The 13,955-nt window shown below is 73.7% G+C and carries 12 protein-coding genes; 11 read left to right on the plus strand and 1 reads right to left on the minus strand.

The window, feature by feature from the left end:
• The first annotated feature begins 779 nt into the window (after nucleotides 1-779).
• The 5 genes from ACIP64_RS36810 (at nucleotide 780) to ACIP64_RS36830 (ending at nucleotide 7,602) form a co-directional block, all read left to right on the plus strand.
• The gene (locus ACIP64_RS36810) at nucleotides 780-4,706 is read left to right on the plus strand and encodes a Pls/PosA family non-ribosomal peptide synthetase (protein WP_401595892.1); all 3,927 of its coding nucleotides are present in this window, start codon (nucleotides 780-782) and stop codon (nucleotides 4,704-4,706) included.
• Nucleotides 4,703-6,067 (plus strand): M1 family metallopeptidase, encoded by a 1,365-nt coding sequence (locus ACIP64_RS36815; protein ID WP_401595895.1) that lies wholly within the window; start codon nucleotides 4,703-4,705, stop codon nucleotides 6,065-6,067. Before ACIP64_RS36810 ends, ACIP64_RS36815 begins: the two co-directional genes overlap by 4 nt.
• Complete coding sequence (locus ACIP64_RS36820; protein ID WP_401595898.1) at nucleotides 6,064-6,342, plus strand: glutaredoxin domain-containing protein; 279 nt, start codon at nucleotides 6,064-6,066, stop codon at nucleotides 6,340-6,342. The genes ACIP64_RS36815 and ACIP64_RS36820 overlap by 4 nt, the downstream gene beginning before the upstream one ends.
• Before the next feature lie 276 nt (nucleotides 6,343-6,618).
• Complete coding sequence (locus ACIP64_RS36825) at nucleotides 6,619-6,777, plus strand: hypothetical protein (RefSeq protein WP_401595901.1); 159 nt, start codon at nucleotides 6,619-6,621, stop codon at nucleotides 6,775-6,777.
• Nucleotides 6,778-6,981: 204 nt separating this feature from the next.
• Nucleotides 6,982-7,602 (plus strand): hypothetical protein, encoded by a 621-nt coding sequence (locus tag ACIP64_RS36830; protein WP_401595904.1) that lies wholly within the window; start codon nucleotides 6,982-6,984, stop codon nucleotides 7,600-7,602.
• 65 nt (nucleotides 7,603-7,667) lie between these two features.
• Here ACIP64_RS36830 and ACIP64_RS36835 read toward each other — a convergent pair whose 3' ends face one another.
• Nucleotides 7,668-8,249: a hypothetical protein gene (locus tag ACIP64_RS36835; protein ID WP_401595907.1), complete on the minus strand. Its 582-nt coding sequence runs from the start codon at nucleotides 8,247-8,249 to the stop codon at nucleotides 7,668-7,670.
• Between the two features lie 106 nt (nucleotides 8,250-8,355).
• On the opposite strand from ACIP64_RS36835, the gene hemL reads away from it, so the two are divergent.
• The 6 genes from hemL to ACIP64_RS36865 all read left to right on the plus strand — a co-directional run bounded on the left by hemL (nucleotide 8,356) and on the right by ACIP64_RS36865 (nucleotide 13,952).
• Nucleotides 8,356-9,669: a glutamate-1-semialdehyde 2,1-aminomutase gene (gene hemL, locus ACIP64_RS36840; protein ID WP_401595910.1), complete on the plus strand. Its 1,314-nt coding sequence runs from the start codon at nucleotides 8,356-8,358 to the stop codon at nucleotides 9,667-9,669.
• Nucleotides 9,666-10,340, plus strand: coding sequence for a histidine phosphatase family protein (locus ACIP64_RS36845; RefSeq protein ID WP_401595913.1), 675 nt, complete (start codon nucleotides 9,666-9,668; stop codon nucleotides 10,338-10,340). The genes hemL and ACIP64_RS36845 overlap by 4 nt, the downstream gene beginning before the upstream one ends.
• A gap of 204 nt (nucleotides 10,341-10,544) precedes the next feature.
• Nucleotides 10,545-11,867, plus strand: a complete 1,323-nt coding sequence (locus ACIP64_RS36850; RefSeq protein WP_401595915.1) for a hypothetical protein — start codon at nucleotides 10,545-10,547, stop codon at nucleotides 11,865-11,867.
• Between the two features lie 50 nt (nucleotides 11,868-11,917).
• Entirely contained in the window at nucleotides 11,918-12,490 is a 573-nt protein-coding gene (locus tag ACIP64_RS36855; RefSeq protein WP_401595918.1) for a type 1 glutamine amidotransferase domain-containing protein, read from the plus strand.
• 87 nt (nucleotides 12,491-12,577) lie between these two features.
• Nucleotides 12,578-13,192 carry a TlpA family protein disulfide reductase gene (locus ACIP64_RS36860; protein WP_401595920.1) on the plus strand — a complete coding sequence of 205 codons (615 nt, stop codon included), beginning with the start codon at nucleotides 12,578-12,580 and terminating at the stop codon, nucleotides 13,190-13,192.
• Nucleotide 13,193: 1 nt separating this feature from the next.
• Nucleotides 13,194-13,952 carry a cytochrome c biogenesis CcdA family protein gene (locus ACIP64_RS36865; protein WP_401595923.1) on the plus strand — a complete coding sequence of 253 codons (759 nt, stop codon included), beginning with the start codon at nucleotides 13,194-13,196 and terminating at the stop codon, nucleotides 13,950-13,952.
• Nucleotides 13,953-13,955 lie beyond the last annotated feature (3 nt).

Raw genomic sequence — 13,955 nt, forward strand, 5'->3', positions numbered from 1 at the left:
TGACGGCGGTTCCCGCCGACGCACGACGGGCCTGCCGTCGCGGCCCTGGCTTTTCGGGGGGCCCCCCCCCCCCCGGGGGGGGGGGGGGGGGGGGGGGGGCGCCCCGCCCGGGGGGGGGGGGGGGGGGGGGGGGGGGGGGGGGCCCCGGCGGGGGGGGGGCCGCCCCCCCCCCCCGCGACGGCGGCGCCCGCCAGCCCCGCGCCGACGAGGACGGAACGGCGGCTCGCGCCGAACTGAGGTCCGTCCGGTCTGTGGTGTGTGTCGCACATGGTGATCCCGCTCTCGGCCGTTGGGCAGCGTCGCCCGGACGCTACGGGCGGATCGCGGGCCCCGGCCCAACCGCCGGGGAAGGACGGGTGAACGGCGTCGGGACCGTCGTGTCGCCTGCGGAAAGGAGGGGTTGACCGAGTGTCGCCGGCTGACGGCCGGTTGTGAGACCAGCCACTTGGCGCCCGTTTCGGCGAGCCGTGCGGATTAACAGCAGGTAAACTCGCTGTTCGCTATTTGTGACGCCAGGTGAAAGGGCCCGTCGCCGTCCGGAACGGACGGGAGCGGAACGGGGATGTGCCAGGCGTATGCCAGTCGCGGGAGTAGCCCGCGAGCGGGGACAGCGCAGTCCCCGGCCGGCCGGTCGAGGTGTTGCCGGCACCGCAGTGGTCCTGAGCTTTTGGAGGGTTTGACATGCGTCGGTTCACGGCCATGAGTGACCGGATCGACCTGTTTGGAGCGTGCTTCGCCGCACCACCGGTGTCCGGTTCGCCCGAGCCGGGGAGCCACGCGTGACACTCGTCGACTCACCGCTCCCGCAGCTGCCCCTGCTGGACGACGCCCTCCACGGCGCCGACGCCGCGCCGGACGAGCCCGTACCGGCGCTCTTCCGCGCCGGCGACGCCGCCGCGGAGCGCACCCTGCTGGACATCCTGGCCGCCACGGCCCGCGCGCACCCCGCCGCGGCCGCCGTCGACGACGGCACCACCGCGCTGAGCTACCGCGCGCTGGCCGCCGAGACCGAGCGGCTGCGCCGCCGCCTGGCCGACGCCGGGATCGGCGCCGGCGACCGGGTCGGCGTCCGTGTTCCCTCGGGCACCGTCGACCTGTACGTGTCGATCCTCGCCGTCCTGGCCGCGGGCGCCGCCTACGTGCCCGTCGACGCCGAGGACCCCGACGAGCGCGCCGAGCTGGTCTTCTCCGAGGCCGGCGTCTGCGCCGTCATCGGCGAGCACCGCACGGTCACCCCGCACGCCGCGCCCCGCGGCGAACCGGGCCGCCGCCCCGGGCCCGGCGACGACGCGTGGATCATCTTCACCTCCGGCTCCACCGGCAAGCCCAAGGGCGTCGCCGTCACCCACCGCTCCGCCGCCGCCTTCGTCGACGCCGAGGCCCGGCTCTTCCTCACCGAGGAGCCGCTGGGGCCCGGCGACCGGGTGCTGGCCGGCCTGTCGGTGGCCTTCGACGCCTCCTGCGAGGAGATGTGGCTGGCGTGGCGGCACGGCGCCTGCCTGGTGCCCGCGCCGCGCTCCCTCGTCCGTACCGGGCTGGACCTCGGCCCCTGGCTGGTCGAGCAGGGCATCACCGTGGTCTCCACCGTGCCGACGCTGGCCGCCCTGTGGCCCATCGAGGCCCTGGACGACGTCCGCCTGCTGATCTTCGGCGGCGAGGCCTGCCCGCCCGAGCTCGCCGAGCGCATGGCCGTCGAGGGCCGCGAGGTGTGGAACACCTACGGCCCCACCGAGGCCACCGTCGTCGCCTGCGCCGCCCAGCTCACCGGCGAGGGCCCGGTCCGCATCGGGCTGCCGCTGGACGGCTGGGAACTGGCCGTGGTGGACACCGCCGGCGTGCCGCTGCCCATGGGCGCCACCGGCGAACTGGTCATCGGCGGCGTCGGCCTGGCCCGCTACCTGGACGCGGCCAAGGACGCCGAGAAGTACGCCCCCCTGCCCTCCCTGAACTGGGAGCGCGCCTACCGCAGCGGCGACCTGGTCCGCGCCGAGCCCGAGGGCCTGCTCTTCATGGGCCGCGCCGACGAGCAGATCAAGCTCGGCGGCCGCCGCATCGAACTCGGCGAGATCGATGCCGCGCTCCAGGCGCTGCCCGAGGTCGCGGGCGCCGCGGCCGCCGTCCGCACCACCCGGGCCGGCAACCAGATCCTCGTCGGCTACGTCGCCGGCACCGACGCCTTCGACCAGACGGACGCGCTGGCCCGGCTGCGCGAGGCGCTGCCCGCCGCCCTCGTGCCGCTGATCGCCGTCGTCGACACGCTGCCGACCCGCACCTCCGGCAAGGTCGACCGCGACGCGCTGCCCTGGCCGCTGCCCGCGCTCGACGCCGCGGCGGCGCTGCCCGGCGACCTCACCGCGACCGAGACCTGGCTCGCCGAGCAGTGGGGCGAGATCCTCGGCGCGCCCGCCACCGGCCCCGACGCGGACTTCTTCGCGCTCGGCGGCGGCAGCCTCACCGCCGCCCGGCTGGTCTCGCAGCTGCGCAGCCGCGTCCCCAGCGCCTCGGTCAGCGACATCTACCAGAACCCCACGCTCGCCGGTCTCGCCGCCCGGCTGGACGAGGCCGACGCCCGCCGCACCGCGGCGCGCACCATCGCGCCGGTGCCCCGGCGCGCGGCCGCCGTGCAGCTCGCCCTGATGCTGCCGCTGCTCACCGTGGCCGGACTGCGCTGGGGTGTGGTGGCCGCCGCCGTCGGCAACGTGCTGACGCTGCTCGGCGCCCCCATCGGCGTGCCCGCGGTGTCCTGGTGGGGGATCGCCGCCGGGTGGGCGCTGCTCATCAGCCCGGCGGGCCGCCTGGCGATCTCCGCGGGCGGCGCCCGGCTGCTGCTGCGCGGCGTGCGCCCGGGAACGTACCCCCGCGGCGGAGGCGTGCACCTGCGGCTGTGGACGGCGGAACGCCTCGCCCACTTCAGCGGCGCCACCCAGCTGACCGGCGCCTGGCTGACCCACTACGCGCGGGCCCTGGGCGCCCGCATCGGCGACGGCGCCGACCTGCACTCCCTGCCGCCGCTGACCGGCCTGCTCAAGCTCGGCCGGGGCAGCGCCGTCGAACCCGAGGTGGATCTCGCCGGCCACTGGGTGGACGGCGACCTGCTGCACATCGGCAAGATCCGGATCGGTGCCGGGGCCACCGTGGGCTCGCGCTCCACGCTCTTCCCCGGGGCCCGGGTCGGCAAGCGCGCCGAGATCGCGCCGGGCTCCGGAGTGAAGGGCGCCGTCCCCGCCGGGCAGCGCTGGGCGGGCGTGCCCGCGACCCGCAGCGGCAAGGCGTCCCACCGCTGGCCCGACAGCCGGCCGCCGCGCAGGCGGCGCTGGGCGCTCGCCTACGAGCTGGCCTCGTTCGCGCTCGGTCTGCTGCCGACCGCGGCCGCGGTCCCCGCCGTGCTCGTCCTCGCCGCCTTCCTGCGCGGTGCCGGGCACGCCTCCCTGGGCGCCGCGCTCTCCGCCGTGCCGCTCGCCACGCTCGCCTGGCTGCTGACGTACGCGCTGCTGGTGCTGGGCGGCGTACGGCTGCTCGGCCTCGGGCTGCGCGAGGGGCACCACCCCGTGCACAGCCGGGTCGCCTGGCAGGCGTGGGCGACCGAACGCCTCATGGACATGGCCCGCGGGCACCTGTTCCCGTTCTACGCGAGCCTGTTCACGCCCGTGTGGCTGCGGGCGCTGGGCATGAAGGTCGGCAGCCGCGTCGAGGCCTCGACCGTGCTCGCGCTGCCCTCGATGACCACCGTCGGCGACGGCGCCTTCCTGGCCGACGACACCATGGTCGGCTCCTACGAGCTGGGCGGCGGCTGGATGCGCATCGCCGGTGCCCGGATCGGCAAGCGGGCCTTCCTCGGCAACTCCGGCATGACCGCCCCCGGCCGCTCGGTGCCCAAGAACGGCCTGGTCGGTGTGCTCTCGTCGACCCCCAAGGGCGCCAAGGCGGGCAGCTCCTACCTCGGCATGCCGCCGATGAAGCTGCCGCGCACCCCCGAGGCCGCCGACCAGAGCCGCACCTTCGCGCCGCCCCGGCACCTGGTGATCGCCCGCGGGGCCGTCGAGCTGTGCCGCGTCGTCCCGCTGATGTGCGCGGCCGCGCTGGCCGTGCTGCTGCTGGCCGGGTACGCCGTGCTGGCGAGCCGGTTCGGCGTCGTGGTGGCGCTGCTCGCCGGAGGGCTGCTGCTGACCGCCGCGGGCGCGGTGGCGTGCGCGGTGGCCATCGAGGCGAAGTGGCTGCTGGTCGGGCGGTTCCGGGCGGTCGAGCGGCCGCTGTGGAGCTCGTTCGTCTGGCGCAACGAACTGGCCGACACCTTCGTCGAGGTGCTGGCCGTGCCGTGGGCGGTCGGCGCGCTCGGCGGCACCCCGCTGATGAGCCTGTGGCTGCGGACCATGGGGGCCGGGATCGGGCGGGGCGTATGGTGCGAGACGTACTGGCTGCCGGAGGCCGACCTGGTCAGGGTCGGTGACGGCGCCACCGTCAACCGCGGCTGCGTCGTGCAGACGCACCTGTTCCACGATCGGATCATGCGCATGGACGAGGTCGTCCTGGAGCCGGGCGCCACGCTCGGCCCGCACGGCATCGTGCTGCCCGGGGCGACCGTCGGCGCGCGCACCACGATCGGCCCGGCCTCGCTGGTCATGCGCGGGGAGAGCGTTCCCGAGGACACCCGGTGGCTGGGCAACCCGATCTCCGCCTGGCACACAGAGGGGGCCCGCAGAGGGTGAGCAACGGCAAGCGCGTGCGTGGCGGGGAGGGCGTCCCCGCCACGCCGGGGGCGGACGTGTCCGCCGACTCCTACTTCCCCGAGCACGGCAACGGCGGCTACCAGGTCGCCCACTACGACCTCGAGCTCGACTACCGCCCGGCGGCCAACCGGCTGTCGGGCCGCGCGCGGATCTCGGCGGTCGCCACCCGCGCGCTGTCCGGGCTGAGCCTCGACCTCGGCCCGTTCCGACTGGACCGGGTCCTCGTCGACGGCCGGCCCTGCCGCTACAGCCACCGGGCGGGCAAGCTGCGGATCAAGCCGCTGAAGACGCTGCCGGCCGGCCCGTTCGAGATCGAGGTCCGCTACGTCGGCAACCCCCGGCCGGTGCGCACCCGCGACTGGGGCGACCTCGGCTGGGAGCAGCTGGAGGACGGCGCCCTCGTCGCCAGCCAGCCGATCGGCGCGCCCTCCTGGTTCCCCTGCAACGACCACCTCGGCGACAAGGCCAGCTACCGGATCACGGTGGCCGCGCCGTCGGCGTACGCGGTCGTGGCCAACGGCAGCCTGGAGTCGTACCGGGTCGGCGCCTCGAGCACGACCTGGGTGTACGAGCAGGCCGAGCCGATGCCGACGTACCTGGCGACCGTCCAGATCGGCGCGTACGAGCTGATCGACCACATCGGCGGCGAGGTGCCGCAGCCCGCCGCCGTCCCCGCGGCGCTGGTGGCGGACTTCGGCCACGACTTCGGCCGGCAGCCGGAGATGATGAGGGCCTTCACGGGGATGTTCGGTCCCTACCCGTTCGCCGAGTACGCGGTCGTGGTGGTCGACGAGGAGCTCGACGTCCCCGTCGAGGCGCAGGCGCTGTCCATCTTCGGCCGCAACCACGTCGACGGCCGGCGCGGCTTCGAGCGCCTCGTCGCCCACGAGCTCGCCCACCAGTGGTTCGGCAACAGCGTCAGCATCGCCGACTGGCAGCACATCTGGCTCAACGAGGGCTTCGCCGCCTATGCCGAGTGGCTCTGGTCGGAGGTCTCCGGCGGCATACCCGCCGCCCGCCACGCCGCCCGCACGCACGCCCGGCTCGCCTCCCTGCCGCAGGACCTGCGCCTGTCCGACCCCGGCGTACGGCGCATGTTCGACGACCGGGTGTACAAGCGCGGCGCGCTCACCCTGCACGCGCTGCGCACCGCCATGGGCGACGCCGCCTTCTTCGCGCTGGCACAGGACTGGACCAGGACGCACCGCCATGGCAGCGTGACCACCGACCAGTTCATCGCACTGGCCCACCGGCACAGCGACCGCGACCTGGACGCGCTGGTGTTCCAACCGTGGCTGCACGGTACGCGGCTGCCACGCCTGGCGAGCGGGGAAGCATGACCGGAGCGGAAACGCACGGCGACGACGGGGTCGTCGTGTACTGGCGGCCCGGCTGCCCCTACTGCATGCGGCTGCGGCTCTACTTGTTCGTGACCCGGCTGCGCCACTCCAAGGTCAACATCTGGCGGGACCCGGACGGCGCGGCCTTCGTCCGCTCCGTCGCCGGCGGCAACGAGACCGTGCCCACGGTGACCGTCGCCGGCCGCGCCATGGTCAACCCCTCCCCGCGCCAACTGCGCGACGCTGTGCGGACGCACGCCGCGCGACCGCAGTGAACGGCTGACGCCGGGGCTTCGCCTGCGGGCACGGCGGGACAGGACGCGGATCCGGAGGTCATGCGCTTCCTCGGGGCCGGCTCGGCCCGTACCCGGAAGTCGAGGTCCGCGGCGCGGATGAACTCGCGGGCAGGGCAGGGCCGGGCCGTGCTAACGGTGCCGGCCTTCCTGCCCGGGGTCCGTCCGGGGACGGGCCCGCCGGGGCCGCGGTCGCGCGACCGAAGCCGCCCGTCGGCAACGGAGTTCGCCTTCGCCGGGGTCGGGCCGGACCGGCTCGTGAGCATCTGCCATGTCGACCGCCACGCCTCCGCCCGCGTCATGGCCGAGCTCGGCATGGCCTTCGAGCGTACGGCGACGGCGCCCGCGCACGGGCAGCCGGTACGGGGCTCGGCGATCACGCGGGAGCAGTGCGCGGCGGCGTCGCACCGGGCGTGACGTCCGGCGCCCCGTCAAGGCCTCCGCACCGGGGACGGATTGGGACCGGGGCGACTGCCCATCGGCCGGGGAACTGCCATAGGGTCGGCGCGGACCGGCCCGTTCGGTCAGTTGCCTTACAGCACTGCGCAGTTCGGGTCAGTACAGGTCAGATCAGGTCACAGTCAGGCAGTCGGCCGACAGGCACGTGCAGGGGAGCACAGCGTGAGTCTCATCAAGAAGGCATTCGAGGTCATCGAGAAGGGCTTTGACGCGGGCGGTGACGCCATCCACGACTTCACCGTCAACCGCCGCACGGCCGAGCTCTTCCTGAAGCTGGGCGTCGCGGTCTACGCCGAGCAGCGCCTCGGCGGCTCGCACGAGCCGGTGGAGAGGATGTTCGAGGCCCTGGAGGGCCACGTCGCCGAGAACGGCGAGGTGGAGCTCGACCACCTCAAGGAGGCCAGCGAGGTCCTGGGCGAGGCGTTCGTGGCCAAGCACACCGCGGAGATCGAGGCCGAGGAGGCCGCCGAGGCCAAGGCCGTCGAGGAGGCCGCCGCCGCAGCGGCCGCCGCTGCGGCTGCCGCCGCCGTGGCTCCCGCCGTGCCTGCCGCGCCCGTTGCGGCCCCGGCGGCTCCCGTGGCCGCGCCGGCGGTTCCGGCCGAGGCCCCGGCCCCGGTCGCCGCCCCCGCGGCTCCCGTCGAGGCGCCCGCGCCGGTCGCGGCTCCGGCCCCCGTCGAGGCTGCCGCCCCCGCCGCTCCGGTCGAGGCTGCCGCCCCCGCCGCTCCGGCGGCCCCCGCCGAGGCGCCCGCCCCGGCTCCGGTGGAGTCCACCCCCGCCAACTGACCCACGCGCGAAGGCCCGGCCGACGTCGTAGCGACGTCGGCCGGGCCTTTCGCGTATCCGGGGGCTCAGGGCCAGACGAGGCAGTACAGCTGGTGCCCGCTCTCGTGGCAGCGCTGGGCGAAGTCCTGCCACTCGTGGAGCATCTTGTAGATCATGAAGGCGTCCCGCGGACCGCGCCGGTCGGGGACGGTGGACCAGATGAACGCGGCGGCGCCGAGGGCCTCCTCGTCGGCCTTGCGCAGCGGCTCCACGACGGAGACGGGCAGCTTGACGACGGCGTAGTCGGGGTGCAGGACGACGAGTTCCAGCGGCGGGACCTTGGCCGGGGGTATGCCCTCGATACCGGTGAGCACCATGGCGGCCATGGTCTCCGGCTTGACCTTGGTGTACATGCCCTGGCCCAGTTCGTCGCCGCCAAGCTCCTCCGGACGCATGGAGATGGGGACCCGCGCGGCGGTTGCACCGTCGGGTGCGCCGAAGTACTTGTAGGTCACCCCCACTCGGCCACCCCTGCTCCCGCGTTTCTCAACGGCCTTGTCGCGCTCTGTTGACGGCCGGCGTTGCCGGCCGGTGGTACGGGCGTGCTCGGGATCGGGGTCGTCGCCCCCGTCGTCCAGATCGCCACCGCGTTCGCCACCGCGCTGCATTCCACTACCCGACCATCCGCAGACCCAACCGCGCAACCCGATCATCGTCTCAGATGCACGGTCGATACCTCATCGCGCAACGCCCGGCATTTGAGAGCATGTGCTTGTGAGCTATCCGTACGCCTACGACGCGCCAGTTTCTCAGACCTTGTTCGATCGAGCAGCCGCCGTGACCCCTGGTGGGGTGAACAGCCCGGTTCGCGCCTTTCGCGCCGTGGGCGGTACGCCCCGATTCATGGTGTCCGGTTCCGGTCCCTACCTCAAGGACGCGGACGGCCGCGAATATGTGGATCTCGTGTGCTCGTGGGGACCGATGATTCTCGGCCACGCGCACCCCGACGTGATCGCCGCCGTGCAGGCCGCGGTCGCCCGCGGTACCTCCTTCGGCACCCCCGGTGAGGGCGAGGTGGAACTCGCCGAGGAGATCGTCGCGCGGGTCGCGCCGGTCGAGCAGGTGCGGCTGGTGTCGTCCGGCACCGAGGCCACCATGTCGGCGATCCGCCTGGCACGGGGATTCACCGGCCGGGCCAAGGTGATCAAGTTCGCGGGGTGCTACCACGGTCATGTGGACGCGCTGCTGGCCGCCGCGGGTTCCGGCGTTGCCACTTTCGGGTTGCCGGACACGCCGGGCGTGACGGGCGCGCAGGCCGGCGACACCCTGGTGCTGCCCTACAACGACCTCGACCAGGTGCGGGCCGCCTTCGCCGCGCACCCCGGTGAGATCGCCTGCGTGATCACCGAGGCCTCGCCGGGCAACATGGGCGTCGTGCCCCCGGCGGAGGGCTTCAACCAGGGGCTCGCGGACCTGTGCCGGGAGAACGGCGCGCTCTTCATCTCCGACGAGGTCATGACCGGCTTCCGTGTGTCGAGGGCCGGCTGGTACGGCATCGACGGCGTCCGCCCCGACCTGATGACCTTCGGCAAGGTCATGGGCGGCGGCTTCCCCGCCGCGGCCTTCGGTGGCCGTGCCGACGTCATGGCGCACCTGGCCCCGGCCGGCCCGGTCTACCAGGCGGGCACCCTGTCGGGGAACCCGGTGGCCACCGCCGCGGGCCTGGCGCAGCTGCGGCTGCTGGACGCCGCCGCGTACGCGACCGTGGACCGGGTCGCCGCCGAGGTGTCCGGCCTGGTGAGCGAGGCGCTGTCCAAGGAGGGCGTCGTGCACAGCCTGCAGACCGCGGGCAACATGTTCTCCGTGTTCTTCACGGAGGGTCGCGTGACCGACTACGACGGGGCGAAGCGGCAGGAGTCGCACCGCTTCACCGCCTTCTTCCACTCGATGCTGGCGCAGGGTGTCTACCTGCCGCCCTCGGCCTTCGAGTCCTGGTTCGTCTCGGCGGCGCACGACGACGCCGCCGTCGAGCGGATCGCCGCCGCCCTGCCGGCCGCCGCCCGCGCCGCCGCGGAGGCCGCCGCATGAGCGAGATCACGGTCGTCCACCTGATGCGGCACGGCGAGGTGGAGAACCCCAGCGGAGTCCTCTACGGGCGCCTGCCCGGCTACCACCTGTCCGACCTGGGGCGGAAGATGGCCGACCGGGTCGCGGAGCACCTGTCGGGGCGGGACATCACCTATGTGGTGGCCTCCCCGCTGGAGCGTGCCCAGGAGACGGCGGCGCCCATCGCCTCCGTGCTCGGTCTGGACGTCGCGCGCGACGAGCGCCTCATCGAGGCGGACAACGCCTTCCAGGGCAAGACCTTCGGCGTGGGCGACGGTGCCCTGCGGCGCCCGTCGAACTGGAAGCTCCTGGTCAACCCGTTCCGGCCGAGCTGGGGCGAGCCGTACGTCGACCAGGTCGTGCGGATGACGAGCGCGCTGGAGGCCGCCCGCGACGCCGCGCGCGGCCACGAGGCGGTCTGCGTCAGCCACCAGCTGCCGATCTGGACCGTGCGCAGTGCCGTGGAGCGGCGCCGGCTGTGGCACGACCCGCGCAAGCGGCAGTGCACCCTGGCCAGTCTGACCACGTTCACCTACGAGGACGACAAGATCGTCTCCGTCGGGTACACCGAACCCGCCCGCGATCTCGTCCCGGCCCACCTGCTGGCCGGCGCGAAGCCGGTCAAGGGCGGCAGCAAGGGCTTCGGGGCCTGAGCCCCCTCGGCGGGCGGCCGGTGCCCCCGGCCGCCCGCCGTCCCGAGCGCCCGCCGTCCGTCCCGTCCGGAGCGCGACCCGCGCACCGCCACCGTGGCCGAATCACTCCGCTTTCCCGGTGAATCCACCGCGCGACGGAGGAGCCCGCCCCCTCGCCATGGCACGAGTGCGAGGAGGCCGCTGCGCGCACGGGATTGGGGCGGAATGCGGGAGATCAGCCGACGTGGAGTGCTGGGCCTGGCGGCCGGTGCCGCCGCCGCGGGCCTGGCGGGGTGTGGCAGGGATCACACCCGGAGCCGCCGCGCGCCCGGCGGGGGGACGGGGCCGACCGGCACGGCGTACAGCGCCCATCCCATCGGCGACGGTTCCACTTCCGACACCGGCCCGCAGCCGCACCAGCCGGTTCCCGACCGGCTGGAGCCGGGGCAGCGGCCCCCGCAGTTCGTGGTGTTCTCCTGGGACGGCGCCGGCGAACTCGACGACGGGCTCTTCTCGCGCTTCCGGAAGGTCGCCGACGACCACGGCGCGAAGATGACGTTCTTCCTCTCGGGGATCTACCTGCTCCCGGAGTCCAGGAAGCACCTGTACCGGCCGCCGAACAACCCCGTCGGGGCCTCCGCCATCGGCTACCTCTCCGACACGCACGTGCGCGCCACCCTGGAACAGGTGCGGCTGGCCTGGCTGGAGGGGCACGAGATCGGCACGCACTTCAACGGCCACTTCTGCGCCGGCTCCGGCTCGGTGGGCCGCTGGACCCCGGCGGACTGGCGCAGCGAGATCGAGCAGGCGGTCTCCTTCGTGGAGAACTGGCGCACCAACACCGGCTTCGACGACCTGCCCGCCCTGCCCTTCGACTACCGCAGGGAGCTGACCGGCGGCCGCACCCCCTGTCTGCTCGGCCGCGGCGGGCTGCTGCCCACCGCCGCGCGGCTCGGCTGGCGGTACGACGCGAGCGCCCCGGGCGGCCTCCAGATGTGGCCGGGCAGGCTGCTGGGGATGTGGAACCTGCCGTTGCAGTCGGTGCCCTTCCCGGGGCACTCCTTCGAGGTCCTGTCGATGGACTACAACATGCTCGCCAACCAGTCGGCGAACTCCACCCGCGGCAATCCCGCCAACTACCCCGAGTGGGAACGGCAGGCGCGGGACGCCTACCTCTCCGGCTTCCTGCGCGCGTACGAGACCAACCGGGCGCCGCTGTTCATCGGCAACCACTTCGAGCGGTGGAACGGCGGCATCTACATGGACGCCGTGGAGGACGCGCTGCGGCGGATCGCCGATCACGACGAGGTCCGCATGGTGTCCTTCCGGCAGTTCGCGGACTGGCTGGACGTGCAGGACCCGGCGGTGCTGGCGAAGCTGCGCACCCTCGGGCCGGGCCTGCCGCCTCCCGGCGGCTGGCGGCGGTTTCTGGCGCAGGAACGTATCCCCACCCGCGGCGCGGGGTCTGTTTCGCCCGATCCGCTCGGGGAAGGCGATCCCCGGAACGGGGCGTTCCCGCCCGCCGGGACCGCCCCGATCCTCTCCTGAACCGTCGGCGAACGGCTCCTGACCCGCGACCAGGCACCGAAGGGGACCCCATGACCGCACCGCTGCAGGGCAGGAAGATCGCCTTCCTCGTCGCCGCCGAGGGCGTCGAGCAGATCGAACTGACCAGCCCGTGGCGGGCCGTGCGGGAGGCCGGCGGCACCCCGCGGCTCGTCTCCCGCGAACACGGCACCGTCCAGGCCTTCGACCACCTGGACAAGGCCGGCACCTTCCCCGTGGACGACACCCTCGAAGAGGTGGCCTCGGTGGACTTCGACGGCCTCGTGCTCCCCGGCGGGGTCGCGAACCCCGACCAGCTGCGCCTGGACCCCGACGCCGTCCGCTTCGCCAAGGACTTCTTCGACGAGGGCCGCCCGGTCGCCGCGATCTGCCACGCGCCGTGGCTGCTGATCGAGGCCGGCGCGGTGCGCGGACGCACCCTCACCTCGTGGCCCAGCCTGTGCACGGACATCACCAACGCGGGCGGCACCTGGCTCGACCAGGAGGTCGTGGTCGACCCCACCGGCCCGAACGTCCTGGTGACCAGCCGCAGGCCCGACGACCTCAAGGCCTTCGAGGAGGCGTTCACCGCGGCGTTCGCCGGACGGGCCCCGGACCGCGATTAGGCGCCGTTTATACGGGGCATTCGCCGCTTTCGGCAAAGGTGTCGGGGGTGCGCAAGATCGCTCGGGACCACATGCGAAACTTTTCACATGAGTCCTACGCGCGCCCTCCGACGCCGCTTGCTCCGCACCACCGCTGCGCTGGCCGGCGCGGCTGCGTTCGCGCTGGCCGTCACGGCCTGCTCGACCTCCTCGGCCTCCTCCAACGGCGCCGGCGGCAGCAACTACGTCGGCGGCACCGGCGAGATCACCACGATCGCGCAGGGGCACCGGACGGCCGCCCCCGAACTGAGCGGCAAGACCGTCGACGGCGCTCAGCTCAGCCTCGCCGACTACAAGGGCAAGGTCGTCGTCGTCAACGTCTGGGGTTCCTGGTGCCCGCCCTGCCGGGCCGAGGCGCCGCACCTGGCCGAGGTCGCGAAGCAGACCAAGCCCCAAGGCGTGGAGTTCGTCGGCATCAACACCCGGGACCTGCAGACCGCGCAGGCCAAGGCGTTCGAGAACGAGTTCGGCATCCCCTTCCCGAGCCTGTACGACCCCGCCGGCGACCTCCTGCTGCGCTTCCCCAAGGGCAGCCTCAACCCGCAGGCCATTCCATCCACCCTGATCCTGGACCGGCAGGGGAAGATCGCGGTGCGCGCCCTCAAGGAGCTGAGCGCGGGCGAACTGCACAAGGCACTCGACCCGGTGGTCGCGGAGAAGTGACGTGAGCACACTCGCTGTCGCCGCCAACCAGACCGTGCTCAACGGCGCTCTGCTCGCCGCCGTGCCGGTCGCGCTGCTCGGGGGACTGGTCTCCTTCTTCTCCCCCTGCGTACTGCCGCTGGTGCCCGGCTACCTGTCGTACGTGACCGGCGTCACCGGCACCGACCTCGCCGAGGCGCGGCGCGGGCGGATGCTCGCCGGGGCCTCGCTGTTCGTCATCGGCTTCACCGCCGTCTTCGTCTCCGGCGGCGCGCTGTTCGGCAACTTCGGCTGGACGCTGCAGGAGCACAAGACGGTCATCACCAAGGTGCTCGGCGCGCTCACCATCGTCCTCGGACTGGCCTTCATGGGCCTGGTCGGCGGCATCACCCAGCGCGAGTTCCGCTTCCACCGCAGGCCGACGATGGGTCTGGCGGGAGCACCGCTGCTCGGTGTGCTCTTCGGTATCGGCTGGACCCCCTGCATCGGCCCGACGCTCGCCGCCGTCAACGCGCTCGCGTTCAACGAGGCCAGCGCCGGCCGCGGCGCCCTGCTCACCGCCGTCTACTGCCTCGGTCTCGGGCTGCCGTTCATAGCGGCGGCCCTCGCCTTCCGCCGCGCCCTCGGGGCCTTCGGCTGGGTCAAGCGCCACTATGTGTGGGTGATGCGGATCGGCGGTGGCATGCTCGTCGCCGTCGGCGTCCTGCTCGTCACCGGCGTGTGGGACCACATCGTGTACCAGATGCAGATCTGGACGACCGGCTTCACCCCAGGGATCTGATCC

The organism is Streptomyces sp. NPDC088733, assembly GCF_044751185.1.
Lineage (GTDB): Bacteria > Actinomycetota > Actinomycetes > Streptomycetales > Streptomycetaceae > Actinacidiphila.

What these genes read in the sequence shown, in the direction of transcription:
- ACIP64_RS36820 (WP_401595898.1), top strand. Translation starts at nt 6,064, where the DNA reads ATGACCGGAGCGGAAACGCACGGCGACGACGGGGTCGTCGTGTACTGG.
- ACIP64_RS36835 (WP_401595907.1), bottom strand. Translation starts at nt 8,249, where the DNA reads ATGCAGCGCGGTGGCGAACGCGGTGGCGATCTGGACGACGGGGGCGAC.
- ACIP64_RS36845 (WP_401595913.1), top strand. Translation starts at nt 9,666, where the DNA reads ATGAGCGAGATCACGGTCGTCCACCTGATGCGGCACGGCGAGGTGGAG.
- ACIP64_RS36850 (WP_401595915.1), top strand. Translation starts at nt 10,545, where the DNA reads ATGCGGGAGATCAGCCGACGTGGAGTGCTGGGCCTGGCGGCCGGTGCC.
- ACIP64_RS36855 (WP_401595918.1), top strand. Translation starts at nt 11,918, where the DNA reads ATGACCGCACCGCTGCAGGGCAGGAAGATCGCCTTCCTCGTCGCCGCC.
- ACIP64_RS36860 (WP_401595920.1), top strand. Translation starts at nt 12,578, where the DNA reads ATGAGTCCTACGCGCGCCCTCCGACGCCGCTTGCTCCGCACCACCGCT.